Annotated in this window: 22 protein-coding genes; 19 read left to right on the forward strand and 3 right to left on the reverse strand. The window is 64.9% G+C overall.

What is annotated here, in order from left to right; genetic code table 11:
- Positions 1-247 precede the first annotated feature (247 nt).
- The 10 genes from N2605_RS32870 (at position 248) to N2605_RS32915 (ending at position 11,814) form a co-directional block, all read left to right on the forward strand.
- A complete protein-coding gene (locus N2605_RS32870; protein WP_057028609.1) occupies positions 248-1,258 on the forward strand; it encodes a TRAP transporter substrate-binding protein in 1,011 nt (336 codons plus the stop codon).
- Between the two features lie 54 nt (positions 1,259-1,312).
- Entirely contained in the window at positions 1,313-3,343 is a 2,031-nt protein-coding gene (locus N2605_RS32875; protein ID WP_225128589.1) for a sensor histidine kinase, read from the forward strand.
- Positions 3,313-5,058 carry an ATP-binding response regulator gene (locus tag N2605_RS32880; protein ID WP_109142153.1) on the forward strand — a complete coding sequence of 582 codons (1,746 nt, stop codon included), beginning with the start codon at positions 3,313-3,315 and terminating at the stop codon, positions 5,056-5,058. Before N2605_RS32875 ends, N2605_RS32880 begins: the two co-directional genes overlap by 31 nt.
- Before the next feature lie 39 nt (positions 5,059-5,097).
- Entirely contained in the window at positions 5,098-5,829 is a 732-nt protein-coding gene (locus N2605_RS32885) for a response regulator (RefSeq protein WP_036020286.1), read from the forward strand.
- A gap of 406 nt (positions 5,830-6,235) precedes the next feature.
- Complete coding sequence (locus tag N2605_RS32890; protein ID WP_036020284.1) at positions 6,236-6,847, forward strand: sigma-70 family RNA polymerase sigma factor; 612 nt, start codon at positions 6,236-6,238, stop codon at positions 6,845-6,847.
- Between the two features lie 484 nt (positions 6,848-7,331).
- Positions 7,332-8,021, forward strand: coding sequence for a cytochrome c biogenesis CcdA family protein (locus N2605_RS32895; RefSeq protein WP_260345036.1), 690 nt, complete (start codon positions 7,332-7,334; stop codon positions 8,019-8,021).
- A 31-nt stretch (positions 8,022-8,052) separates the two neighbouring features.
- The gene (locus N2605_RS32900) at positions 8,053-8,616 is read left to right on the forward strand and encodes a thioredoxin family protein (protein WP_260345037.1); all 564 of its coding nucleotides are present in this window, start codon (positions 8,053-8,055) and stop codon (positions 8,614-8,616) included.
- A gap of 103 nt (positions 8,617-8,719) precedes the next feature.
- Entirely contained in the window at positions 8,720-9,691 is a 972-nt protein-coding gene (locus N2605_RS32905; protein ID WP_260347530.1) for a hypothetical protein, read from the forward strand.
- A gap of 361 nt (positions 9,692-10,052) precedes the next feature.
- A complete protein-coding gene (locus N2605_RS32910) occupies positions 10,053-10,646 on the forward strand; it encodes a L,D-transpeptidase (protein WP_260345038.1) in 594 nt (197 codons plus the stop codon).
- Between the two features lie 130 nt (positions 10,647-10,776).
- Entirely contained in the window at positions 10,777-11,814 is a 1,038-nt protein-coding gene (locus N2605_RS32915; RefSeq protein WP_036001959.1) for an amino acid ABC transporter substrate-binding protein, read from the forward strand.
- Between the two features lie 169 nt (positions 11,815-11,983).
- Here the strand turns inward: N2605_RS32915 and N2605_RS32920 are convergent, their stop codons facing one another.
- Both N2605_RS32920 and N2605_RS32925 read right to left on the reverse strand, forming a co-directional pair.
- The gene (locus N2605_RS32920) at positions 11,984-13,123 is read right to left on the reverse strand and encodes an acyl-CoA dehydrogenase family protein (RefSeq protein WP_225157598.1); all 1,140 of its coding nucleotides are present in this window, start codon (positions 13,121-13,123) and stop codon (positions 11,984-11,986) included.
- Between the two features lie 138 nt (positions 13,124-13,261).
- Positions 13,262-14,476, reverse strand: coding sequence for an acyl-CoA dehydrogenase family protein (locus N2605_RS32925; protein ID WP_260345039.1), 1,215 nt, complete (start codon positions 14,474-14,476; stop codon positions 13,262-13,264).
- Between the two features lie 127 nt (positions 14,477-14,603).
- Here N2605_RS32925 and N2605_RS32930 point away from each other — a divergent pair, with 127 nt between their 5' ends.
- Positions 14,604-15,149, forward strand: a complete 546-nt coding sequence (locus tag N2605_RS32930; RefSeq protein WP_036001930.1) for a carboxymuconolactone decarboxylase family protein — start codon at positions 14,604-14,606, stop codon at positions 15,147-15,149.
- An 89-nt stretch (positions 15,150-15,238) separates the two neighbouring features.
- The gene (locus N2605_RS32935) at positions 15,239-15,733 is read left to right on the forward strand and encodes a VOC family protein (protein WP_260345040.1); all 495 of its coding nucleotides are present in this window, start codon (positions 15,239-15,241) and stop codon (positions 15,731-15,733) included.
- Between the two features lie 59 nt (positions 15,734-15,792).
- On the opposite strand, the gene N2605_RS32940 is transcribed toward N2605_RS32935, so the two are convergent.
- Positions 15,793-17,121, reverse strand: a complete 1,329-nt coding sequence (locus tag N2605_RS32940; RefSeq protein ID WP_225114900.1) for an MFS transporter — start codon at positions 17,119-17,121, stop codon at positions 15,793-15,795.
- Positions 17,122-17,303: 182 nt separating this feature from the next.
- Here N2605_RS32940 and cyoA point away from each other — a divergent pair, with 182 nt between their 5' ends.
- From cyoA to N2605_RS32975, 7 genes are read left to right on the forward strand one after another with little or no spacing between them, the layout of a single operon-like run.
- Entirely contained in the window at positions 17,304-18,464 is a 1,161-nt protein-coding gene (cyoA, locus tag N2605_RS32945; RefSeq protein ID WP_109142143.1) for a ubiquinol oxidase subunit II, read from the forward strand.
- A 25-nt stretch (positions 18,465-18,489) separates the two neighbouring features.
- A complete protein-coding gene (cyoB, locus tag N2605_RS32950; protein WP_225188586.1) occupies positions 18,490-20,487 on the forward strand; it encodes a cytochrome o ubiquinol oxidase subunit I in 1,998 nt (665 codons plus the stop codon).
- On the forward strand, positions 20,488-21,117 hold the full coding sequence (cyoC, locus tag N2605_RS32955) for a cytochrome o ubiquinol oxidase subunit III (protein ID WP_225147483.1): 630 nt from the start codon (positions 20,488-20,490) through the stop codon (positions 21,115-21,117).
- Positions 21,114-21,494, forward strand: a complete 381-nt coding sequence (gene cyoD / locus N2605_RS32960) for a cytochrome o ubiquinol oxidase subunit IV (RefSeq protein WP_036001948.1) — start codon at positions 21,114-21,116, stop codon at positions 21,492-21,494. The genes cyoC and cyoD overlap by 4 nt, the downstream gene beginning before the upstream one ends.
- The gene (locus tag N2605_RS32965) at positions 21,491-22,342 is read left to right on the forward strand and encodes an SURF1 family protein (protein ID WP_260345041.1); all 852 of its coding nucleotides are present in this window, start codon (positions 21,491-21,493) and stop codon (positions 22,340-22,342) included. The genes cyoD and N2605_RS32965 overlap by 4 nt, the downstream gene beginning before the upstream one ends.
- Positions 22,314-23,717, forward strand: coding sequence for an ATP-binding protein (locus N2605_RS32970; RefSeq protein ID WP_260345042.1), 1,404 nt, complete (start codon positions 22,314-22,316; stop codon positions 23,715-23,717). The genes N2605_RS32965 and N2605_RS32970 overlap by 29 nt, the downstream gene beginning before the upstream one ends.
- Positions 23,707-24,240, forward strand: a complete 534-nt coding sequence (locus tag N2605_RS32975; protein WP_260345043.1) for a response regulator transcription factor — start codon at positions 23,707-23,709, stop codon at positions 24,238-24,240. The genes N2605_RS32970 and N2605_RS32975 overlap by 11 nt, the downstream gene beginning before the upstream one ends.
- Positions 24,241-24,246 lie beyond the last annotated feature (6 nt).

Genomic DNA, 24,246 nt, shown 5'->3' on the forward strand with positions numbered 1-24,246 from the left:
AGGCCCGGCAGTGGCCGTTTCAACCGGGAATGAACGCCGGCCGCGCCGCACAATCAGCCCGCTGGCCGGGGACGGGATGGGGCTTCCCTTAACTTCTGCTGGAGCCCCGTTCCGATCGGAACGGGTTCTAAATTATTAATTTGACGGGTTTTCTTTACGCGAACCGGTATCCACTTCGCTTGAAAACGCTTTAGATTGCATTGAACCTTTTCCTTCCGCCATAGACTCCACCACTGAGGGGTTGAGTGTGCCAGTGTTGAGCCGTGCCGAACTCTCGCGGACCGGGGTGGTCTTCGTCGCGCTTCTGCTTGCCGCAGTCTCGTCGAGCATGCGCGCGACGAGTGCGGTTGCGCGCGAATTTCGCGCCGCCGACACCCAGGCCGAAGATTACCCGACCGTCCAGGCGCTGCGCTACATGGGCGCCCTGATCGCCGAGCGCACCAAGGGCCGCCACGAGATCAAGGTGTTCCACTCCCGCCAGCTCGGGGAGGAAAAGGAGACGATCGAGCAGACCCGGGCCGGTGCGATCGACCTCAACCGGACCAATGTCGCCCTGATCGGCAATTTCGTCCCGGCGATGAACGTGCTGGCGATGCCGTTCCTGTTCCGGTCCATCGAGCACATGCAGAAGGTGCTGGACGGACCTGTCGGCAGCGAGATCCTCGGTAGCTTCGAGCCCTACGGCTTCGTCGGGCTCGCCTTCTACGATTCGGGTGCGCGCTCGATCTATAACGGGGTCCGCCCGGTGAAGACCATCGCGGACCTCAAGGGATTGCGGATCCGCGTGCAGCAGTCGGAGTTGATGAGCCAGATGATGCGCGCGCTCGGCGCCGAACCGGTCGAGCTGCCCTACGGGCAGGTGCTCACCGGGCTTGCCAACCATCTGATCGACGGCGCCGAAAACAACTGGCCATCCTTCGTGACCACGAACCATTACAAGCATGCCGGCCATTACACGCTGACCGAGCACACGATGAGCCCGGAGGTGCTGGTGATCTCTCTGAAGGCCTGGAACAGCCTGTCGGCGGAGGAGCAGACGATCTTTAAGGAGGCCGCGCAGCGCTCCAGCCGGTTCATGCGCGAGAAGTGGCGCGACCTCGAGGAACAGTCGCAGCGCAAAGCGCAGGAAGCCGGCGTGACCATCATCAGGGACATCGACCGCAAGCCGTTCGAGGACGCCATGGCCGCAATCTACGCCAAGGCCGCGCGCGACCCCGCGGCGGCCGCGCTGATCGAACGGATTCGCAAGGTGGAGTGAGGCCTGTTGGCTGCGCTTGGACATAGCGATCACGCGGACAAGCCACCCGGCCCGATCGGGCAGCTGCGCGCGCGCATCGTCGGCCTCTTACGGGCGGTGCCGATCCGCTGGCGCATCCTGTCGATCGCCGCGCTGAACTCCGCCGTGGTCGTGGTGCTGGTGGCGATGATCTGGAACGGCGCCAAGGTGCTCGGCTCGGCCTGGGACGATGTGCGCCAGGTGCGCGAGTCCGACCGGATCCTGGCGCTGCTCGAAAGCGAGACCGGGCGGCTGCAGAACCTGATCCACCGCTACATCAACCAGCCGAGTCCGGACCTGTTCGCCGAGATCCTGTTGCTGCGCGAGGCGGTGCTGGGCACGCTGACCAATCGCGCCGCCAAGGACCCGATGCTATCAGGGTCGGTCGAGGAGCTGGAGCGCACCACCGACCGTTTCCTCAACGGCTTCGGCGAGCTGCGCAGCGTGCAGTCCACCATCGCCAAGACCTATGAGGAGCAGGTGCAGGGCCCAGCCAGGGACATGGCGGGCCTCTACTCCATCATCGAGGGTGCCACTGGCCATCGCGACGCGCTGATCTGGCCCTCGCTCGGCAAATCCCGCGAAGCCTTCACCGCGATGCTGGTCGCGGCCAATTCCTACTATCTATCGCAGTCGTCGGGCGCCGCCGACGACGCGCGCCGCCATACCGAGACGATCGAGAGGACCATCCCGGTCATGATCGATCTCGCCGACAACGACCTGCAGAAGATGGCCTTGCGGCGGCTCGCGGCCCGCACCGCCGCACTTCGCGAGGGCTTTGCAAAACTCTCCGAGCAGCTTGCGAGCCGCACCGAGCTGCTCCGCAACACCATCGACGCCAGCCAGGCCGAGGCGATCGGCGCCATCGACGACCTCTCGACCAAGATGCGCCAGCGCGAGCAGAAGGCGCAGGAGGTGTTCGACCGCACGCTGGCGGATATCTCACGCCGGGTGCTGTCGATCGCGGTGATCTTCCTCGGCATCATCCTCACCGCGGGCGTCCTGATCGCGCTGTCGATCCGCCTGCCGCTGCAGCAGATCATGTCCGCGATGCGGGCGATCACGCTCGGCGATCTCGACCGCGAGGTGCAGGGCACGAAAGCGCGCGACGAGGTCGGGGCCATGGCGCGCGCGGTGGAGGTGTTCCGCGAGAACGCGATCGCCAAGCGCCGGACCGAGGACGAGCTGCGCGCGTCCAAGGAAAAGGCCGAGAGCGCCCTGCTCGAGCTCAACACCGCGCAGCAGAACCTGATCGACGCCGAGCGGCTGGCCGCGCTCGGCGGCCTCGTTGCCGGCGTTGCGCACGAGGTCAACAACCCGATCGGCATCAGCCTGACGGTGGCTTCGAGCTTTGCCCGGCGCACCGAGATTTTCGAAGCCCAGCTCAAGGGCGAGGGCGGCCTGCGCCGCTCGCAGCTGGAGGAATTCGTGCAGTCCTCGCGCGACGCCTCGCAGCAGCTCGTCGCCAATCTGACCCGCGCCGGCGAGCTGATCCAGTCGTTCAAGCAGGTCGCGGTCGACCGTTCCCATGCCGAGCGGCGGCAATTCTCCTTGAGCGAAGCCACCGACCAGATCATCGCCAGCCTCAAGCCCGTGCTGAAGCGCTCGCCGATCACGCTGGAGGTCGACGTCCCCGAGGGGCTGCTGCTCGACGGCTATCCCGGCTCCTACGGCCAGATCCTGACCAACCTCTTCCTCAACGCCGCCAACCACGCCTTCGCCGACGGCCGCGCCGGCCGGATCGCGATCTCGGCGCGGCCGCGCGGCACCGAGGACATCGAGATCAGCTTCTCCGACGACGGGGCCGGCATGACCCCGGACGTGCAGCGCCAGGCCTTTGACCCTTTCTTTACCACCCGGCGCAATGAAGGCGGCACGGGACTTGGCCTTCATATCGTCTATAACCTCGTCACCCAGCAGCTCGGCGGCCGGATGATGCTGGAATCCAAGCTGGGACAAGGCACTACTTTTCGCATTATCATGCCCCGTGTCGCCAAGGGCGGCGCGCAAAGCACAGAAAGTGACGGATCTTCGCAATGGCCGAACAGGACGATGTCCTCCACCTGATCGACGACACCGGTACCGCGTCGGAGGACAGCAACGCCCGGAAATGGAAGATCGCCGTCATCGATGACGATCCGGCCGTGCATGACGGCACGCGTTTTGCGCTGTCGGACTACAGCCTGAACGGCCAGAGCCTGGAGATCCTGTCGGCCTATTCCGCGGCCGAAGGCCGCAAGCTGATGGCCGAGCACCGCGACGTCGCCGCCGTGCTGCTCGACGTCATCATGGAGACCGACGTCGCCGGCCTCGAGCTGGTCGAGTTCATCCGCAACGAGATCCGGAACGAGACCGTGCGCATCATCCTGCGCACCGGCCAGCCCGGCCAGGCGCCGGAGCGGCGCGTCATCGTTCAGTACGACATCAACGACTACAAGGCCAAGACCGAGCTCACCGCCGACAAGCTGTTCACCTCGCTGACCGCGGCGCTGCGCTCCTACCAGCAGCTCGAGCGCATGGTGCAGACCCGGCGCGGGCTGGAGATCATCATCGACGCGGCCTCGACGCTGTACGACTTCAAGTCGATGCAGCGGCTCGCCGAGGGCGTCCTGACCCAGCTCGCTTCGCTGCTCAACGTCGACTGCGCCGGCATCCTGGTGCTGCGCGACAATGGCGGCATCGATCCCGAGCTCTCGGTGCTCGCCGGCAGCGGCTGCTACAGCCGCTTCATCGGCACCACCTCCTCGAAGGCGCTCGACCCCGAGCTGCGCGAGATGGTGGAGGCCGCGTTCCAGCGCCGCAAGAACGAATTCGCCGACCACCGGAGCGTGATCTATTTGCGCACCGGATCGGGCCGCGAGGTCGTGGTGCTCCTCCAGGCCGAGCGCGAGCTGTCGGAGACCGACCGTTCGCTGGTCGAGATCTTCTCCTCCAGGCTCTCGATCGCCTTCGACAACGTCATCCTCTACCAGCAGCTGCAGGACGCCAATACCCAGCTGGAGGACCGCGTCGCCCAGCGCACCCGCGCCCTGATGCAGGCCAACCGCCGCCTCTCGGCGCAATGGCTGCGGTTGCAGCGCGCCAACGGCTTCAAGAACGAGATTCTCGGCACCGTCGCGCACGACCTGAAGAACCCGCTCGGCGTCATTCTCGGCCGCACCGAGATGCTCAAGGAGCTGATCTCGACCGGCGCCTCGGAAAGCGGGGTCGTCGCCCAGGTCGACCACATCCGCGACGCCACCAAACGCCTGACCACGATGGTCGATCATTTGATCTCGGACGCGATGGCCGATGCCTTCGACATCACCATCCGCCGCGAGCCGGTCGACGTCGCCGCCCTGGTCAAGGAAGTCGCCGAGGCCAACCAGCCGCTCGCGGTCAACAAGCAGCAGGCGATCAGCGTCACCGCGCCGCCCAACATCGTCACCATGTGCGACACCGACCGAATCCGCGAGGCGATCGACAATCTCATCAGCAACGCCATCAAATACTCGCCGATCGGCGGCAAGATCGACGTCACCGTGGTCCACGAGGGCAGCGACACCATCGTCAGCGTCAGCGACGAGGGCGCCGGGCTGTCGCCGGAGGACCTCGGCCGGTTGTTCGGCCGGTTCCAGCGGCTGTCGGCCAAGCCGACTGCCGGGGAGAGCTCGACGGGACTTGGTCTCTCCATCGTCAAGCGTATCATCGACATGCACGGCGGCGAGGTGACCGCCGAGAGCGAGGGCCCCGGCAAGGGCTCGACCTTCACCATCACCCTCCCCGCGACTGAAATGCCGTGATGCCAAAGCCCGTGATGCAAAGCCCATGATGCAAAGACCATGACCCAAAGCCAGCACATCATGATCGTCGACGATGAGGCTCCGGCCCGGGAGATGGTCGGCGATTACCTCAAGATGCACGGCTTCACCGTGACGCTGTGCGACGGCGGCAAGTCCTTGCGCGCCGCGATCCAGGGCAGCATGCCTGATCTCGTCGTGCTCGACCTCAACATGCCCGAGGAAGACGGGCTCTCGATCATCCGCGACCTCAAGAGCCGCATCAACGTGCCCGTCATCATGCTGACGGCGACCGCGAGCCCGATCGACCGCGTCGTCGGCCTTGAGCTCGGCGCGGACGATTACGTGGCGAAGCCCTGCGAGCTGCGCGAGCTGATGGCGCGCATCCGCTCGGTGCTGCGGCGGAGCGGACCGGCCAAGGCGGCAGACGCGCCGGCGGCGAAGTCGGACAAGGAGCAGCTGGTGCGCTTCGGCACCAAATGGCTCGACCTCGAAGCGCAGGCCTTGCGCGACGACGAGGGCAACGAGCATCCGCTGACCGCATCCGAGTTCGGGCTGCTCAAGGTGTTCGCGGCCAATCCGAAGCGCGTGCTGTCGCGCGAGCGCCTGCTCGAGCTTGCCAACGCCCGCGACGCCGAAGCCTTCGACCGCGCGGTCGATCTGCGCATCATGCGCATCCGCCGCAAGATCGAGCCCGACCCGGCCAAGCCTGCCGTAATCCGCACCATCCGCGGCGGCGGCTATCTGTTCTCGCCGCAGGGCGAGAAGGCGTAGGGCGAGCGGCACAACCCGCTCTGCCGTAGCCTGGATGGAGCACAGCGCAATCCGGGGGTGCTGTAGCCGCGGATGGAGTTGCCCCGGATTTCGCTGCGCTTCATCCGGGCTACGAGATTATCGCCACGGGACGACAGCGGTAGATGTGGCGCACCAAACGCAATCCTCCTAAATTCGTTCCGCGGCGCGCCCGTCCGGCCCCGAATCCCCACCCCCGTATTTTCCGTACGTTGAAATCACAAGGTTTTTTGCCCCGAATGTTTCGTCGCACCCTGTCCGGCGAAACAATTTGACGGCGCACGAAACCATTTTCCGCTTTTCGTGCAGACGTCCCGAAACGTTGGCTCATTAACACTTTGACCCAAGGAAACGCCGCTCGGTTGCGGCGCTACGGGGAGCCAAGTCCATGCCGAACGTCATTGCCATCAACGCCCAAGCCAGCCAGAGCATCATTGCCGCTCAGGCGACCTCGGACGACATGCTCCTCGCAAGCATTGCCGACGGCAACCGGACGGCCATGCACATCCTTTACTGCCGGCACAATGTACGGGTGTACCGCTTCATCCTGCGCATCGTGCGCGACGCCACCACGGCGGAAGATCTGGTCAGCCAGGTGTTTCTGGATGTGTGGCGGACCGCCGGCCAATTCCAGGGCCGCTCGCAGGTGTCCACCTGGCTGCTCTCGATCGCCCGCTTCAAGGCGCTGACCGCGATGCGCCAGCGCCGCTTTGAGGACATCGATCAGGAGGACGTGCGTCAGATCCCTGATGGTTGCGACACGCCGGAGACCTCGCTCGACCGCAGCGACACCAGCGCCATCCTGCGCGCCTGCGTGCAGAAGCTGTCGCCGGCGCATCGGGAGATCATCAACCTCGTCTATTACCACGAGAAGTCGGTGGAGGAGGTCGGCCAGATCATCGGCATTCCCCAGAGCACGGTGAAGACGCGGATGTTCTATGCCCGTAAGCAACTCGCCGATTTGCTTAAGGGCGCCGGCGTCGACCGTTTCGCCGCTTAACAATAATGTTTTCAAGGGGATAGGACCTCCGTTTTGGCCCTCTCCCCGGACACGGAAGCGTTACCACTGACGAAACAATTGAAACAAACGACAACATCAGGCGGAAAAACTTCCCTTCTATAAAGCTCCCATACGGTTTCGTTAAACCTCCCAAGACCTCCAGCGACCCGGACGATGCCCCGTCCGGGTCGTTTTTATTTGGGCCTGAGTGGTTGCCGGCTCCGCGGTCGGTGCGCTCCCTCCCCCGCTTGCGGGGGAGGGCTGGGGAGAGGGTGTTTCCGCAACGGGGCACTCCCCCCAGAGGAAAGAACCCTCACCCGCCGCACTTTGCGAGTGCGCCGGCCTCTCCGGCAAGGGGGAGAGGCGGGAGCCCGCGGCCACCGTGCTCTGCAAAGCAACAGCCCCCGTCACGAAGCCGTGACGCTGCGTAACGACCGTCCCACCGCACGCGAACAGCCCTCGTGACCTCCCTCACGAGTGCCTCATGCTCGACCTGCTCTTTGCTCTCCTCGCCGGCATCCTCACCATCGCGGCGCCCTGTACGCTGCCAATGTTGCCGATCCTGCTCGGCGCCTCGATCGGGCGCGCGGGGCATCTGCGACCCGCGATGATCGCGCTCGGCTTCGTCTTTTCCTTCTCGGTGGTCGCGCTGGCGCTCGGCGCGATCACGCGGGCCTTCGATTTCGATCCGAACGTGCTGCGCGAGGCGGCAGCGGTCCTGCTGCTCGGCTTCGGCCTGTTGATGCTGTGGCCGGCGCCGTTCGAATGGCTGTCGCTCCGGATCAACGGCTGGCTCGATCTCGGCAACATCGGCGCCACGCAGCGCGACGGCGCACTCGGTGGGCTGATCCTCGGCACCACCTTGGGACTGGTCTGGACGCCCTGCGCAGGGCCCGTGCTCGGCTCGATCCTGACGCTGGTGGCGACGTCGAAGAACGTTGCCTGGGCCGGCACGCTGCTGGTCGCCTATGCCATTGGCGCTGCGATCCCGATGCTTGGAATAGCCTATGGCGGACAGGCCGCGACCACGCGCGTACGCAGCCTGGCCCGGATCTCACCGCGGCTGCAGCAGGGCTTTGGCGTCGTCGTGATCGGCTTCGCGGTCGCCGCCTACGACACGCTGATCGTGGCGTGGCTCACCGGCTTCTACCCCACCGGCCAGATCGGCCTGTGATCCCCCTCATCTTCACCGGAGGACGCTTTCCATGACTCTCAAGCTGCTCGCAATGTCTGCTGCACTGATCGGCATCACAGTGACCGGCGCCGTCATCCCCGGTAACTGCGACGAGGCCGCACGCGCCGCGCCTGTCGTCACCGCCGCCGCGAACCAGCAGGCCGCGCCCGACTTCACCGGCATCACCAACTGGTTCAACTCGAAGCCGCTTCATATCGCCGATCTCCGCGGCAAGGTCGTGCTGGTCAATTTCTGGACCTATGGCTGCGTCAACTGCGTCAACACGCTGCCGCATGTCACCGGCCTCTACGCCAAGTACCGGGATCGAGGCCTCGTCGTGGTCGGCGTGCACACGCCGGAATTCCCGTTCGAGCGCTCCGCCGCCAACGTGCAAGCCGCGCTGAAGCGCCATGGCATCACCTATCCGGTGGCGCAGGACAATGAGTCCAAGACCTGGAACGCCTATCGCAATCAATATTGGCCGGCGCAATACATCGTCGACCAGAGCGGCAAGATCGTGTTCCAGCACGCCGGCGAAGGCAGCTATGACGAGATCGATCGCACGGTGGCCAAGCTGCTGAACGCGAGCAGCTGACGCCGCACGGTCATCGCGCGGCGGGCTTCAATTGTCGCCCTTGTTGCTTGACTCCACGGAGCCGTCCGTGGAGTTTCGCAACCGACGCAATCAGCCGCCCGCAATGGACGCGACCACCAGCACCGACATCCGCCTTCGTGAAGGTTCCTCGATCGCGCAGCGGCTGGTCGTGGCCGGCTGTGCGGCTGCCGTCGCACTCTGCTTCACGCCGGGACTGTTCACGCAGGACCTCCTGGAAATCACGATATCGACGGTGGCGCTGCTGGTGGGAGCCGGATTCGTCGTCGGCATCATGATGGCGCCGGCGGTGGTGTGGATCATCACGCCGGACGAGATCCTGATCGGGCGGCAGCGGCCGTTCGGAAAGCTCCGGACGCGCCTCGTCGGCAAGGACGAGATCACGGCGCTACAGGTCCCCGGCAGCAAGCGGGTGAAGGCCCGCTTCCAGCTCGTCTTCACCCTGGCCTCGGGCGAGCGGCTGACCTCGCCGCCGATTTCCGACGTCACCCATGTCCGCGACACCGTGGCGTGGATCGCGGCGCATTTTGACGTTCCCAATGTCGAGGCGCCGAGCAACCCGCTCGATGCCAGCAATCCCGAGATGCATCTCGGCGAGCCTCTCGAGGCGTTTCCTGCACGGGAGATCCGCATCGTCGCACTGATCGCGGTGGCTTTGTCCGCAGCCCCCTATGCCTACAAGCTGTGGCGCGGCCTTTCCCCCAGCCATGTCGATATCCTGCTGCTGCCGCTGGGTGCGATCGCGGCATTCACCATCTATCGCTATGCCAACCTTGCGACCGGCGCGTTCTGGGTCATTCGACCGAACGATATTCGCGTCGAGCGCCTGTGGGGCGACGGCAGCCTGCGCGCCGACCAAATCACCGGACCCGACGTCAAGTCGATCACGGTCGAGCGCCGCGGCCGCTCCGAGGACGAGCATTGCATCGTGGTGATCCGGCTGCATTCGGGGCGGCGGTTTCGCAGCCCCCGCATCGGCTCGCGCGTCGAGGCCCGCGCCGTCGCGGCGGAGATCGTGCGGCGGCTCGGGATCCCGGCGGAGAGCAACAAGATCTGACTGGCCTCGATTGCCACTTGTCGAAGTTGACCCTTTCGGCGAGCTCGGTCTGAGCCTCTCCCGCTTGCGGGAGAGGTCGCGCCGAAGGCGCGGGTGAGGGTTCTTTCCGGATCGGGAGTGTCCCTTTGCGGAGATACCCCCCACCCTCTCCCGGAAGCGGGAGAGGGAGCGCACCCCGCCCAGCCGCAGATCCTATGCTTTTCGCGCCATCCCCTGTTCGTGGCATTGCGCCGAGCCCGTCAAAAAACCAAAGCATTCTCGTGACATGCCAGGACGGCGCGCCATCAACTTGCCATGAACTTGCCCCTCAGGTTTGATGGTTCCGAATGATTTGCGCTGTGTGGCAGCGGGGAGAGCTTGAATGACGGATTTTCGTCGCCTGACCGGGATTTTCGTGGCTGCGATGGGACTGGTCCTGTCTACGCTGCACGCCTTCGCCCAGCAGCCGGACCGCGGCGACGAGCCAGGCCTGATCGCCGATGACGGATACCAGCTCGATCCGGAATGGCAGAAGCAGGTGGTCTACTTCCGCACCACCGAGCCGCCGGGCACGATTATCGTCTCGACGGCCGAGCGTCACCTCTATCTGGTGCAGCCCGGCGGGCGCGCGATCCGCTATGGCATCGGCGTCGGCCGCGACGGTTTCCAGTGGCAGGGGCTGGTGACCATCACCAACAAGAAGGAGTGGCCGGACTGGACGCCGCCGCCGGAGATGATCCAGCGCCAGCCCTATCTGCCGCGCTTCATGGCCGGCGGACCCGGCAATCCGCTGGGCGCCCGCGCCATGTATCTCGGCACCACCGTCTACCGCATCCACGGCACCAACCGACCCGACACGATCGGCACCAAGGTGTCCTCGGGCTGCTTCCGCCTGGTCAACGCCGACGTCGCCGACCTCTACGATCGCGTCCCTGTCGGCACCAAGGTGGTCATCCGGCAGAAGCCCGAGCTCTAAGGTTCATGATCCCGGCATGATTGCTTCGGACGGCCGCAGCGTGCCTTGCGCCAACGCGGCCGTCCGGATCCGGATCATGCAGTCCGTCCTCGCCTGATTCCTTTTCCCGATTTTTCGAGAGAGCAACATGATGCGCACTTTTCGTGGCGGCCTGCTGATCGGGGTCGCCATCGCCGTGCTGGTCGCCATCGGCGCGATCATTTACGAGTTTTACGACACCCGCACCCTGAGGCGCACGGTTCGCCGCGGCGAGGTGCTGTGCGGCGTCAACAAGGGCCTGCCGGGCTTCTCGATCCCCGACGACAAGGGCAACTGGACCGGCTTCGACGTCGATTTCTGCCGCGCGGTGGCCGCTGCGATCTTCAACGACCCCGGCAAGGCGAAGTTCGTTCCGCTCGACGCCAACGAGCGTTTCAAGGAGCTGCAGAGCCGCAAGGTGGACATCCTCTCGCGGAACACGACCTGGAGCATGGCGCGCGAGCTCGACTACGATTTGTATTTCCCGGCCGTGGCCTATTACGACGGCGTCGGCTTCATGGTGCCGCGCACGCGCAACAAGGAGACCTCGCTCGACCTGGCAGACAGCAAGGTCTGCGTGCAGAACGGAACCACGACGACACTCAACGTCGCCGATTACTTCCGCATCAACAACATGAAGTATGAAGAGGTGAAGTTCGATAACCTCAACGACGTGGTGAAGGCGTACGACACCGGCAAGTGCGACACGTTCTCCGCCGACGTTTCTCAGCTCTATGCTCTCAGGCTGAACCTGACGAAGCCCGGCGACCACATGATCCTGCCGGACATGATCTCCAAGGAGCCGCTCGCCCCCGTGGTGCGCCAGCGCGACGACGACTGGATGATGATCGTGAAGTGGACGCTTTACGCGATGATCAACGCCGAGGAGCTCGGCGTGACCTCGGAGAACATTGACGAGGCCTTGAAGTCGAAGAAGCCGGAGGTGATGCGCCTCGTCGGCACCGAAGGCCGTTACGGCGAGCAGCTCGGCCTCACCAAGGACTGGGCCGCGCGCATCATCCGCCACGTTGGCAATTACGGCGAGATGTATGATCGCAACATCGGCGAGAAGTCGAAGTTGAAGATCCCGCGCGGCATGAACCAGCTGTGGAACGCAGGTGGCGTGCAGTACGCACCGCCGATGCGGTAAGGGGTGTCTCCGGGGAACGTCGTAGGGTGGGTTAGCCTTGCAATTGCGCTAAGCGCAATTGCTCGGCGTAACCCACCATGCTTCCGCGTTTGCCGGACGAAGATGGTGGGTTACGCACTGCAGATGCGCTTCGCGCTTCTGCAGTGCTAACCCACCCTACGAGAGCATCTCAATAACCACGCGACCTGGCCAACTGCTCGGTGTGATAGTTCGCATCGCCGAACAACTCCTCGCAGACGCGGGCGCGCTTCATGAAGAAGCCGATGTCGAACTGGTCGGTCATGCCCATGCCGCCGTGCATCTGCACGCCTTCCTGCACCGCGCGCGTGGCGGTGGTGCCAGCGCGGGCTTTTGCCACGGCGACGGCGGGTGCGGCCTTGACGACGTCGGCATCCAGTGCCTGCAGCGCCTTCATGGTGGCAGCACGGGTGATCTCGATGTCGATGTAGAGCTCGGCGGCGCGATGCTGCAGCGCCTGGAATTCGCCGATCAGCTTGCCGAATTGCTTGCGGCTCTTCAGATACTCGACGGTGCGGCCAAACACTTCATCGCTGAGGCCGACCATTTCGGCGGCCACCGCGCCGCGGCCGATATCGAGCACGCCATCGAGCAGGCCAGCCGCCTGGTCGACCTCGCCGAGCACGCTGTCGGCGGTGACCTCGACATTGGCGAACTCGATCCGCGCCGCATTGTGCGCATCGACCATGATGGTGCGCTCGATCGCAACGCCCTTGGCCTTGGGGTTGACCAGGAACAGCGTCAGGCCCTCGCGTTCGCCGGCAGAGCCCGCGGTGCGCGCGGCGACGATGAGGAGATCGGCGACATGACCGTCGATCACCAGCGCCTTGGCACCGGAGAGCTTGAAGCCGTTGCCGGCGCGCACAGCCTTGAGGCTGGTCTGCAGCGGGCGATGCTTGGCGCCCTCGTCGATCGCGAGCGTCGCGAGCAGCGAGCCGTTCGCGATCTTCGACAGATATTCCGATTTCTGCGCGGCATTGCCGCCGCGGGTCAGCACTGATGCCGCCACCACTGACGTCGCGAGGAAGGGCGATGGCATCAAGGTGCGGCCGATCTCCTCCATGATAATTCCGGCTTCGACGAAACCGAGACCGCTGCCACCGAACTCTTCCGGCACGAGCAAGCCGGCAAACCCCATCTCGGCGAAGGAATGCCAAAGATCCTTGGAGAAGCCGGTGGGGTCCTTGCTGTCGCGCAAGTGGCGCAGGTGCGACACCGGCGCCTTGTCGCTGATCAGCCCGCGCGCGGAGTCGCGGAGCATGGATTGTTCTTCGGTGAGGACGAGGGCCATATGCGTGTTTCCGATTCGAAATCTATCTGGTTCGTCATTCCGGGATGCGCCGCAGGCGCAGGCCCGGAATCCATACTCCCGACTGGTGGTTATGGATTCCGGGCTCGCGCTACGCGCGCCCCGGAATGACAGAAAGGCTCACGCCCCCGGCAGATCCAGGATGCGCTTGGCGACGATGCCGAGCATGACCTCGGACGTGCCGCCCTCGATCGAGTTGGCCTTGGTGCGCAGCCAGGCGCGCGGGCGCGCGCCCTGCCTGGAGCGCTCGCTCTCCCATTCCAGCGCATCGACGCCGCCCGCCGACATCAGGATCTCGTGGCGGCGCTTGTTGAGCTCGGTGCCGTAATATTTCATCGCCGAGGAGAACGCCGGATGTGCCTGCCCGGCCTTGGCGAGATCGACCGCGCGCTCGGCGCAGGCCGCGAGCGCAGCTTCATCGACGTCGAAGGTCGCGATTCTACCGCGCAGCATGGCGTCGTCGAGCCTGCCCTGCCCATCGGTGCCGACGGAATCGGCCGCGATCTGGCCGAGCGGCCGGCCGACGCCGCGCTCGCCCATCCCCGAGATCATCGCGCGCTCGTGCTGGAGCAGGTATTTCGCAACGTCCCAGCCGCGGTTGATGGTGCCGACGACATGCGACTTCGGCACGCGGACATTGTCGAAGAAGGTCTCGCAGAACGGCGAGTAGCCCGAGATCAGCAGGATCGGCTTGGTCGAGACGCCCTTCGAGGCCATGTCGAACAGGATGAAGCTGATGCCGTCATGCTTCTTCGCGGCCGGGTCGGTGCGGACCAGGCAGAAGATCCAGTCGGCGTAATTGGCGTAGGACGTCCATATCTTCTGGCCATTGATGATGAAGTCGTCGCCATCGCTCTCGGCGCGGGTCTGGAGCGAAGCGAGGTCGGAACCGGCGTTCGGCTCCGAATAGCCCTGGCACCAACGGATCTCGCCCGCGGCGATCTTCGGCAGATGCTCCTTCTTCTGGGCCTCGTTGCCGTATTTCAAGAGCGCCGGCCCGAGCATCCAGATGCCGAAGCTCGACAGCGGCGGCCGCGCGCCGATCCGCGCCATCTCCGCACGCAGCACCTTGTGCTCGGCAGCGCTTAAGCCACCGCCGCCATACTCCTTCGGCCAGTCGGGCACGGTCCAGCCCTTGTCGCGCATGCGCTCGAACCAGATGCGCTGCGGCTCGGACGAGAATTTCGCGTTGCGTCCGCCCCAGAACACGTCGGCATCGGACGTTGCGGGCTTGCGCATCTCCGGCGGGCAATTGGCCTCCAGCCAGGCGCGGGTCTCGTTGCGGAATGTTTCGAGATCGGCGGATTCGGAATCGCTGGTTTTGAGATCGGTCATTGGTCGTTTCCATCACCCAACATTCGAATTGTTGACAGCGAGTCTGGGCCAAGCCCCCGCGGAATTCAACCACTTATCGGTTATAGTCATTGCTGCGGCGAGCCTTGAAAACAAAGAGGAAACGACAATGCGCCTAAAACTTCTTTCGCCTGGCGAAATGAACGAGAGCCAGCGGCAGACCTATGACGAGTCGATCGCCGGCAAGCGCGGCAAGCCGCCGCCTCCGATGATGGCTTGGCTCAATAGTCCCGAGATGGCCCGGCACGCCACGCGGCTCGGCGAGGTCATGCGCTTCGACACGATCTTCCCGGCCAAGCTGTCGGAGATCGCGATCCTGGTGACGGCGCGGCACTGGACCGCGCATTACGAATGGTACGCGCACAAGCGCCTCGCGCTCGCCGGCGGCATGAAGGGCGAGATCATCGATGCGATCCGCGACCGCCGCACCCCCGATTTCGACGATCCCATGGGGAAGATGATCTACGATCTCGCGAAGTCGCTGCACGAGGGCCACGGCGTCGAGAAGGGTCTCTACGACGAAGCGGTCAAGCTGCTCGGCGAGCGCGGCGTCGTCGAGGTCATCGGGCTGTGCGGCTACTACACGCTGGTGTCGATGACGCTGAACACGTTCGAGTTCGGCCTGCCCGAGGGCGAGGTGTCGGAGCTCGCTTAGTTTCCCATTCAGAAACGATGGGTTTCGAGTTTGGCCGTAGCACTGGCTCGAAGCGGGGCTTACGTGCATGTTTTCGAGGGAGCATTCACATGTCGCAAAGCCCCACCATTCCTGCCGGCACCAGGATCGGCCACGTCCATCTCAAGGTCGCCGATCTCGATCGTGCGCTCGGCTTCTATTGCGGCGTGCTCGGCTTCGAGCTGATGCAGCGGATGGGCTCGGGGGCGGCCTTCATCTCGGCCGGCGGCTATCACCACCACATCGGGCTCAACACCTGGGAGAGCAAGGGCGGCTCACCGCCGCCGCCTGATGCGACCGGGCTCTATCACACCGCGATCCTGTTTCCGACGCGCCCCGCGTTGGCGGATGCGCTGCATCGGGTGCTCACGGCCGGGATTGCGCTCGATGGCGCCAGCGACCATGGCGTCAGCGAGGCGCTTTACCTGCGTGATCCCGACCAGAACGGCGTGGAGCTGTATTGGGACAAGCCGCGGGAGCAATGGCCGTTCGGGCCTGACGGGAAGCTCGCGATGTTCACCAAGCGGCTGGATGTCGAAGCGCTGTTGCGGCAGCGGCAGGGGTGATGCCTAGAGGTGGGCACGGCGCAACCAGCGCCTTTGCCCACCCAGCACGCGCCGAGCGATCAGCGCCCGGCGTCCATATCCCCCGCCTCGCGCTGGCCGCTGAGCCAGAGCGCGAGCAGGGTCCAGAACGCGCCGGACAACAGATACGCACCCGAGGCGATGACGCCGAGATTGGTGGCGAGCAGCAGCGCGACCAGCGGGGCGAAGCCGGCGCCGAACAGCCAGGCCATGTCGGAGGTCAGCGCCGACGCCGTGTAGCGATAGGCCTGCCGGAAATTCGAGGCGATCGCGCCCGACGACTGGCCGAATGACAGGCCGAGCAGGATGAAGCCGATCACCATGTAGATGGTCTCGCCGAACGCGCCGGCGTCGAGCAGCTGCGGCGCGAAGCCGCTGTAGATCGCGATCGCGATCGCCGATCCCATCAAGAGCGACTTGCGGCCGACGCGGTCGGCAATGATGCCGGACGCCACGATCGCGGCGACGCCGAACACGGCGGCGACGATCTCGATGATCAAAAAGCGCACCGGGCTTTCGTGGGTGAACAGGAACACCCAGGACAGCGGGAACACCGTGACCATGTGAAACAGCGCGAAGCTCGCCAGCGGCGCGAAGGCCCCTAGCATGATGGTCTGGCCTTCGCGCGCGACTGTCTCGGAGATCCGCGCCGGCTGAAGTTCGCGGGTCTCGAATAGCGTAGCGTATTCTTCCGTCGTCACCATGCGCAGACGCGCGAACAGCGCGACGACATTGATGGCGAAGGCGACGAAGAACGGATAGCGCCAGCCCCAGTCGAAGAAGTCATCGGCCGAGAGGAGGCCGGCGAAATAGGCGAACAGCGCGCTCGCCACGATCAGCCCTAGCGGGGCGCCGAGCTGAGGCACCATCGCGTACCAGCCGCGCTGCGAGGCCGGCGCATTCAGCGCCAGCAGCGAAGCCATGCCGTCCCAGGCGCCGCCCCAGGCCAGACCCTGCGCGATGCGCGCCAGCGCCAGCAGCCAGATCGCGGCGACGCCGATCTCCTGATAGCCGGGCAGGAACGCGAGCGCGACGGTGGCGGTGCCGAGCAGGAATAGCGCCGAGATCAGCTTGGCTGTCTTGCCGTATTCCCGGTCGATCGTCATGAAAATGACGGTGCCGATCGGACGGGCCATGAAGGCCAGCGCGAAGACCATGAAGGAATAGAGGGTCCCGGTCAGCTCGCTCGCGAACGGAAACACCAGGCGCGGAAACACGATCACCGAGGCGATCGCGAAGACGAAGAAGTCGAAGAATTCCGAGGTACGGCCGATGATGACGCCGATGGCGATCTCGCCGGGACTGGCCTGGTCGTGGCCGTGCTCGCCCGTGTGGAGGTTTGCCATTGCGGGGGTCTGTGCCGTCGCCATTCGTGCGCCCTTAACGTCCTGAAAACCAAAGCTGACCGCCCGGCGGGGCGCCAGGCAATCTGACCCTGTCTGGCGCAAGCTCCCGCACTGCAACATTGGACAAATTGTCCAATGTCCGGATTGTTGCGCCGCAGCTACCCCTTGGCCCCGCAAAGGAAACTCATTCTCATAAGGCTCGGCCCGTGTCTCGTCTCAAGATCCTGGCGCTACTACCTCTGGCTGCTGCGCTCAGCGGCTGCGACTATGTCGTGCTGGCGCCAGCCGGCGATATCGCAGCGCAACAGCGCGACCTCGTCATCATCTCCACCGTCCTGATGCTGCTGATCGTCGTGCCCGTGATGGCGCTGACGGTGCTGTTCGCCTGGCGCTACCGCCAGTCCAACACCGAGGCCCGCTACGAGCCGGACTGGGATCACTCGACCAAGCTCGAGCTGGTGATCTGGTCGGCGCCGCTTCTCATCATCATTTGCCTGGGCGCGCTGACCTGGATGGGCACGCATCTGCTCGATCCCTATCGCACCCTCGGCCGCATTCATGCCGAGCGCGCCGTGGACAAGTCCAAGGCCCCGCTCGAGGTCGACGTCGTCGCGCTCGACTGGAAGTGGCTCTTCATCTACCCGGACTACGGCATCGCCACCGTCAATGAGCTCGCAGCTCCGGTCGATCGCCCGATCACCTTCCGCATCACCGCGTCCTCGGTGATGAACTCGTTCTACATCCCCGCGCTCGCCGGCCAGATCTATGCGATGCCGGGCATGGAGACCAAGCTCCACGCCGTCGTCAACCACGCCGGCACCTACAAGGGTTTTTCGGCGAACTATAGCGGCGCCGGCTTCTCGGGCATGCACTTCAATTTCAAGGGACTCGACGACAACGGCTTTGACGCCTGGATCGCCAGCGCCAAGTCGGCCGGCGGCTCGCTCGGCCGGGCCGAATATCTCCAGCTGGAGAAGCCCAGCCAGAACGAGCCGGTGCGGCGCTGGGGCGCCGTCGATGCCGATCTCTACCGCCTGATCCTCAACATGTGCGTCGAGACCGGCAAGATGTGCCAGAGCGAGATGATGGCGATCGACGCCAAGGGCGGCAACGGCCATCAGGGCCTGAACAACACCCTGCCGCTCGCCTACGACAAGTATGCCCGCCGCGGCACGGTGCTCGGACCAGAGCCGACCTTCGTCGCCGGCACCTGCACGCCGGATGCGCCGCAGGGGCAGACCACCGCCTCGATCAAGGCTCCGACCGATTTCGCGCCGCTCCTGGGTGCCGGCCTGAAGCGGCCGTCGTTCACGCCGCTGAAGTCCTCGTCCTTCTTCCTCGGACAGCGTCCCAAGTCCGATTCCTGAAGTCAGATTCCTAAAGAGAACGCGCATGTCTCCTGATCTTCTCAAGCTCATCTTCGGCCGGCTCGGCCTCGAATCGCTGCCGCTGCACGAGCCGATCGTCGTCGGCACCTTCGTGGTGGTCGCGCTCGGCGGCGCCGCGCTGCTCGGCGGCCTCACCTATTTCCGCCTCTGGGGCTATCTCTGGCGCGAATGGTTCACCACGGTGGACCACAAGCGCATCGGCATCATGTACATGATCCTCGGCATCGTGATGCTGCTGCGCGGCTTTGCCGACGCGCTGATGATGCGCGGCCAGCAGATGCTCGCGTTCAACGGCTCCGAAGGCTATCTTAACGCCCATCACTACGACCAGATCTTCACCGCCCACGGCGTGATCATGATCTTCTTCGTGGCGATGCCGCTGGTCACCGGCCTGATGAACTACGTCGTGCCGCTGCAGATCGGCGCGCGCGACGTCTCGTTCCCGTTCCTGAACAATTTCAGCTTCTGGATGACGGTCGGCGGCGCGGTGCTGGTGATGGCCTCGCTGTTCATCGGCGAATTCGCCCGCACCGGCTGGCTGGCTTATCCGCCGCTGTCGAACATCGGCTACAGTCCCGATGTCGGCGTCGACTATTACATCTGGGCGCTGCAGGTCGCCGGCGTCGGAACGACGCTATCCGGCATCAACCTGATCTGCACCATCGTCAAGCTGCGCTGCCCCGGCATGACCATGATGAAGATGCCGGTGTTCACCTGGACCTCGCTCTGCACCAACGTGCTGATCGTCGCCTCCTTCCCGGTCCTGACCGTGGTGCTCGCGCTGCTGTCGCTCGACCGCTACGTCGGCACCAACTTCTTCACCAACGATTTCGGCGGCAGCCCGATGATGTACGTGAACCTGATCTGGATCTGGGGCCACCCCGAAGTCTACATCCTGGTTCTCCCGGCCTTCGGCATCTTCTCCGAGGTCACCTCGACCTTCTCGGGCAAGCGGCTGTTCGGCTACACCTCGATGGTCTACGCCACGGTGGTCATCACCATCCTGTCCTACCTGGTCTGGCTGCACCACTTCTTCACGATGGGCTCGGGTGCCAGCGTCAACTCGTTCTTCGGCATCACCACGATGATCATCTCGATCCCGACGGGCGCGAAGATGTTCAACTGGCTGTTCACGATGTATCGCGGCCGCATCCGCTACGAGCTGCCGATGATGTGGACCATCGCCTTCATGCTGACCTTCGTGATCGGCGGTATGACCGGCGTGCTGCTCGCGGTGCCGCCGGCCGACTTCGTGCTGCACAACAGCCTGTTCCTGATCGCGCACTTCCACAACGTGATCATCGGCGGCGTGGTGTTCGGCGCGTTCGCCGGCATCAACTACTGGTTTCCGAAGGCGTTCGGCTTCAAGCTCGATCCGTTCTGGGGCAAGATGTCGTTCTGGTTCTGGGTCACGGGCTTCTACCTGGCCTTCATGCCGCTCTACGTGCTCGGCCTGATGGGCGTGACCCGCCGCCTGCGCGTGTTCGACGATCCGTCCCTGCAGATCTGGTTCATCATCGCCGCGATCGGTGCCGTGTTCGTCTTCCTCGGCATCCTCGCGATGCTGATGCAGTTCGCGGTCAGCCTGCTCAAGCGCGAGCAGCTCAAGGACGTCACCGGCGATCCCTGGGACGCGCGCACGCTGGAATGGGCGACCTCCTCGCCGCCGCCGGACTACAACTTCGCCTTCACCCCCGTCGTTCACGACAATGACGCGTGGTGGGACATGAAGCGGCGCGGCTATCAGCGTCCGCTCACCGGGTTCAAGCCGATCCACATGCCCAGCAGCACCGGCACCGGCATCATCCTCGCCGGCTTCGCCACCGCGATGGGCTTTGCCCTCGTCTGGTACATGTGGTGGCTCGCCGCCCTGAGCTTCATCGCGATGCTCGCCGTCGGGATCGGCCACACCTTCAACTATCACCGCGACTTCGACATTCCGGCTGACGACGTCATCCGGACCGAGGACGCGCGCACCAAGCTGCTCGCCGGAGCCAAGTAAATGACTGCCGCTGTTCATCCCTCGCAGACCGGCGAACCGGTCTTCTACCTCGCCGACGAGCATCCGCATCCGGAAGGCTGGAGCACCTCGCTCGGCTTCTGGATCTATCTGATGAGCGACTGTCTCATCTTTGCGATCCTGTTCGCCACCTACGGCGTGCTCGGCGGCAACTATGCCGCCGGCCCCGCGCCGAAGGACCTGTTCGACCTCACCCTGGTCGCGGTGAACACCTCGATGCTGCTGCTGTCGTCGATCACCTACGGCTTTGCGATGCTGACGATGCAGCAGAACAAGGTCGCGCAGACGCAAATCTGGCTCGCGATCACCGGCCTGTTCGGCCTCGCCTTCATCGGCATCGAGCTCTTCGAGTTCGCCCACATGATCCACGAGGGCGCCACGCCGCAGCGCAGCGCCTTCCTCTCCGCCTTCTTCACCCTGGTCGGCACCCACGGCCTGCACGTCACCTGCGGCCTGATCTGGCTGGTGACGCTGATGGTGCAGGTCGGAAAGTTCGGCCTGATCGAGGCCAACCGCCGCCGCCTGATGTGTCTGTCGATGTTCTGGCACTTCCTCGACGTGGTCTGGATCGGCGTCTTCACCTTCGTCTATCTCCTGGGAGTTCTGCGATGAGCACCGATACCCACGCAGCCGGCGCGCACGACCATCACCACGAGGGCGGCCACGCCCACAGCACGTTCTCGGGCTACATGCTCGGCTTCGTGCTCTCGGTCGTGCTCACCGCGATCCCGTTCTGGCTGGTGATGAGCGGCGCGCTGCCGAGCAAGCAGATCACCGCGCTGGTGATCATGGCCTTCGCAATCGTGCAGATCGTCGTGCACATGGTCTACTTCCTGCACATGAACACGACCTCCGAGAACGGCTGGACCATGATGGCGCTGATCTTCACCATCGTGATGGTGGTGATCGCACTGTCGGGTTCGCTGTGGGTGATGAGCCACCTCAACAGCAACATGATGCCGATGCACCAGATGAGCGGCATGAAGTGAGCGAAACCGGGACCGTGACGGGTGAGGACGGAGATGCGCGCAGCAAGGCTGCGCGGTCGCCGTCCTTGTGGCTCACGATCCTGTCGCTCATTACTTTCGTGCTTCTGATCGCGCTCGGCGTCTGGCAGATCGAGCGCCGCGCCTGGAAGCTGGCGCTGATCGACCGGGTCGAGCAGCGCGTCCACGCGCCGGCTCAGCCGATTCCCTCGCCCGCGGCGTGGTCCACCGTCAGCGCCGCAAATGACGAATACAGGCACGTCAGCCTCAGCGGGCGCTTCCTGCATGAGAGCGAGACGCTGGTTCAGGCCGTTACCGAGGAAGGCCCCGGCTATTGGGTGCTGACGCCGCTTGCGCGCGACGACGGCACGCTGGTCCTGATCAATCGCGGCTTCGTGCCGTCCGAGCGCCGCGACGCATCGACGCGCCGGGACGGCAATCCGCAAGGTCGGGTCGAGATCACCGGCCTCCTGCGCATCACCGAGCCGAAGGGCGGCTTCTTGCGGACCAACGTGCCCCAGCACAACCGCTGGTACTCGCGGGACGTCGCCGCCATTGCGGCGGCGCGCGGCCTTGGCGAGGTCGCGCCCTTCTTCGTGGACGCCGACGCCGGATCACAAATCGCCGGCGGCCCAATCGGCGGATTGACCGTGATCCGCTTTCCCAATAACCACCTGATCTACGCGCTGACGTGGTTTACCCTGGCTTTCATGCTGGCCGGCAGACTTTTCGTCACATTCGGCGGCGGGCTGTTCCGTCGCAGGCGCTTCGTCCACGACAAGGCCGGCGGCTCGGATGCCGTCGCCCGCAGGACGGGATCAGATGCTGGAACGATCGTCGAGCCGACCTGACGACGGGAAAACGCTTTCCCAGACGCTTGGGCGTGACGGGCAAGCCGTCGCGCTGCAATCGCAGGCCGACGCGCGCAGCGAGCTGATCGGCACCATGCCGACCGAGGACGAGACCAACCGCAAGAACATGGCGCTGCTGATCCAGCTGCGCTGGACCGCGGTGGTCGGCCAGATCGTGACCATCGGTGCCGTGCATTTCGGCCTCGACATCCCCCTGCCGCTGGAGCGGATGGGCGCGGTGATCGGCGCGCTGGTGCTGCTCAACGTCTCCAGCCTGGTCTGGGTGCGCCATCGCGCTGCGATCACCAACAACGAGCTGTTGGTCGCCTTGATACTGGACGTCGCCGCGCTGACCGCGCAGCTCTATCTCTCCGGCGGCGCCACCAATCCCTTCACCTCGCTGTTCCTGCTCCAGGTGACGCTCGGTGCGGTGCTGCTCGATGCCCGATCGACCTGGTCGCTGGTGGCGCTGACCTGCGCCAGCTTCGTCTGGCTGACATTGGCCTACCGGCCGCTCGATCTGCCGCCCAATCCGTTGAGCGAGACCTATACGCTCACCGTAACAGGCATGCTCCTGGGCTTCGTGCTCAACGCCGTGCTGCTCGTCGTGTTCGTCACCCGCATCAACAGGAATTTGCGCGAGCGCGACGCGCATCTGGCGGCGCTGCGCCAGCATGCCGCCGAACAGGACCATATCGTGCGCATGGGCCTGCTCGCCTCCGGTGCGGCGCATGAGCTCGGCACGCCGCTCGCCTCGCTCTCGGTAATCCTCAGCGACTGGCGCCGCATGCCGGATCTCGCCGCCGATCTGGAGCTTGCCGAGGACCTCGCCGAAATGGAGACGTCGTTGCAGCGCTGCAAGTCGATCGTCACCGGCATCCTGGTGTTGGCGGGCGAAGCGCGCGGTGAAGGCTCCTCACCGACGACGGTGACGGCCTTCATCACCGCGCTGGTCGACGAATGGCGCAATGCGCGCTCCGCCCGCACGCTCTACTTCGTCAACACCTTCGGCGAGGACGTCGCAATCGTCTCCGACGTCGCGCTGAAGCAGGTGATCTTCAACGTGCTCGACAACGCCTATGAGGTCTCGCGCGAGTGGGTCGAGCTCGTCGCCGAGCGCGAGGGCGACAATCTCGTGCTGTCGATCTCCGACCGCGGCCCGGGCTTTGCGCCGGAGATGCTGGCGCAGCTGGGCAAGCCCTACCAGTCGAGCAAGGGTCGCGCCGGCGGCGGGCTCGGCCTGTTCCTGGTGGTGAACGTCGTGCGCAAATTGGGGGGCACCGTGAGCGCCAAGAACCACAGGAAGCGCGGCGCCACGGTGCGCCTCACGCTGCCGCTCGCAACATTGGCGATCGGAGGGAATTTTGACGCCTGACCGTTCGCTGATCGTTGTCGAGGACGATGCGGGTTTTGCCCGCACGCTGAAGCGCTCGTTCGAGCGCCGCGGCTACGAGGTGGTACTCGCCGCCTCGATCGAGGAGGTGCGCCAGGTGCTGGAGGAACGCTCTTTCGGTCATGCCGTGGTCGACCTCAAGCTCGGCGGCGCCTCGGGCCTTGCCTGCGTCGAGCTCCTGCACAAGCACGATCCCGACATGCTGATCGTGGTGCTGACCGGCTTTGCCAGCATCTCCACCGCGGTCGAGGCGATCAAGCTGGGGGCCTGCCACTATCTGGCAAAGCCGTCGAACACCGACGACATCGAGGCCGCCTTCCACAAGGCCGAAGGCAACGCCGAGGTCGCGCTCGATTCGCGGCCGACCTCGATCAAGACGCTGGAATGGGAACGCATTCACCAGACCTTGATCGAGACCGACTTCAACATCTCGGAAGCGGCCCGCCGGCTGGGCATGCACCGGCGGACGCTGGCGAGGAAGCTCGAGAAGCGCCCGGTGAAGTAGGAGCGC

The sequence above is a fragment of the Bradyrhizobium yuanmingense genome (assembly GCF_025200905.1).
Lineage (GTDB): Bacteria > Pseudomonadota > Alphaproteobacteria > Rhizobiales > Xanthobacteraceae > Bradyrhizobium > Bradyrhizobium yuanmingense.

Coding starts and splice junctions, on each gene's coding strand:
- N2605_RS32880 (WP_109142153.1), top strand. CDS start 3,313: ATGGCCGAACAGGACGATGTCCTCCACCTGATCGACGACACCGGTACC.
- N2605_RS32885 (WP_036020286.1), top strand. CDS start 5,098: ATGACCCAAAGCCAGCACATCATGATCGTCGACGATGAGGCTCCGGCC.
- N2605_RS32890 (WP_036020284.1), top strand. CDS start 6,236: ATGCCGAACGTCATTGCCATCAACGCCCAAGCCAGCCAGAGCATCATT.
- N2605_RS32895 (WP_260345036.1), top strand. CDS start 7,332: ATGCTCGACCTGCTCTTTGCTCTCCTCGCCGGCATCCTCACCATCGCG.
- N2605_RS32900 (WP_260345037.1), top strand. CDS start 8,053: ATGACTCTCAAGCTGCTCGCAATGTCTGCTGCACTGATCGGCATCACA.
- N2605_RS32905 (WP_260347530.1), top strand. CDS start 8,720: ATGGACGCGACCACCAGCACCGACATCCGCCTTCGTGAAGGTTCCTCG.
- N2605_RS32910 (WP_260345038.1), top strand. CDS start 10,053: ATGACGGATTTTCGTCGCCTGACCGGGATTTTCGTGGCTGCGATGGGA.
- N2605_RS32915 (WP_036001959.1), top strand. CDS start 10,777: ATGCGCACTTTTCGTGGCGGCCTGCTGATCGGGGTCGCCATCGCCGTG.
- N2605_RS32920 (WP_225157598.1), bottom strand. CDS start 13,123: ATGGCCCTCGTCCTCACCGAAGAACAATCCATGCTCCGCGACTCCGCG.
- N2605_RS32925 (WP_260345039.1), bottom strand. CDS start 14,476: ATGACCGATCTCAAAACCAGCGATTCCGAATCCGCCGATCTCGAAACA.
- N2605_RS32930 (WP_036001930.1), top strand. CDS start 14,604: ATGCGCCTAAAACTTCTTTCGCCTGGCGAAATGAACGAGAGCCAGCGG.
- N2605_RS32935 (WP_260345040.1), top strand. CDS start 15,239: ATGTCGCAAAGCCCCACCATTCCTGCCGGCACCAGGATCGGCCACGTC.
- N2605_RS32940 (WP_225114900.1), bottom strand. CDS start 17,121: ATGGCGACGGCACAGACCCCCGCAATGGCAAACCTCCACACGGGCGAG.
- cyoB (WP_225188586.1), top strand. CDS start 18,490: ATGTCTCCTGATCTTCTCAAGCTCATCTTCGGCCGGCTCGGCCTCGAA.
- cyoC (WP_225147483.1), top strand. CDS start 20,488: ATGACTGCCGCTGTTCATCCCTCGCAGACCGGCGAACCGGTCTTCTAC.
- cyoD (WP_036001948.1), top strand. CDS start 21,114: ATGAGCACCGATACCCACGCAGCCGGCGCGCACGACCATCACCACGAG.
- N2605_RS32970 (WP_260345042.1), top strand. CDS start 22,314: ATGCTGGAACGATCGTCGAGCCGACCTGACGACGGGAAAACGCTTTCC.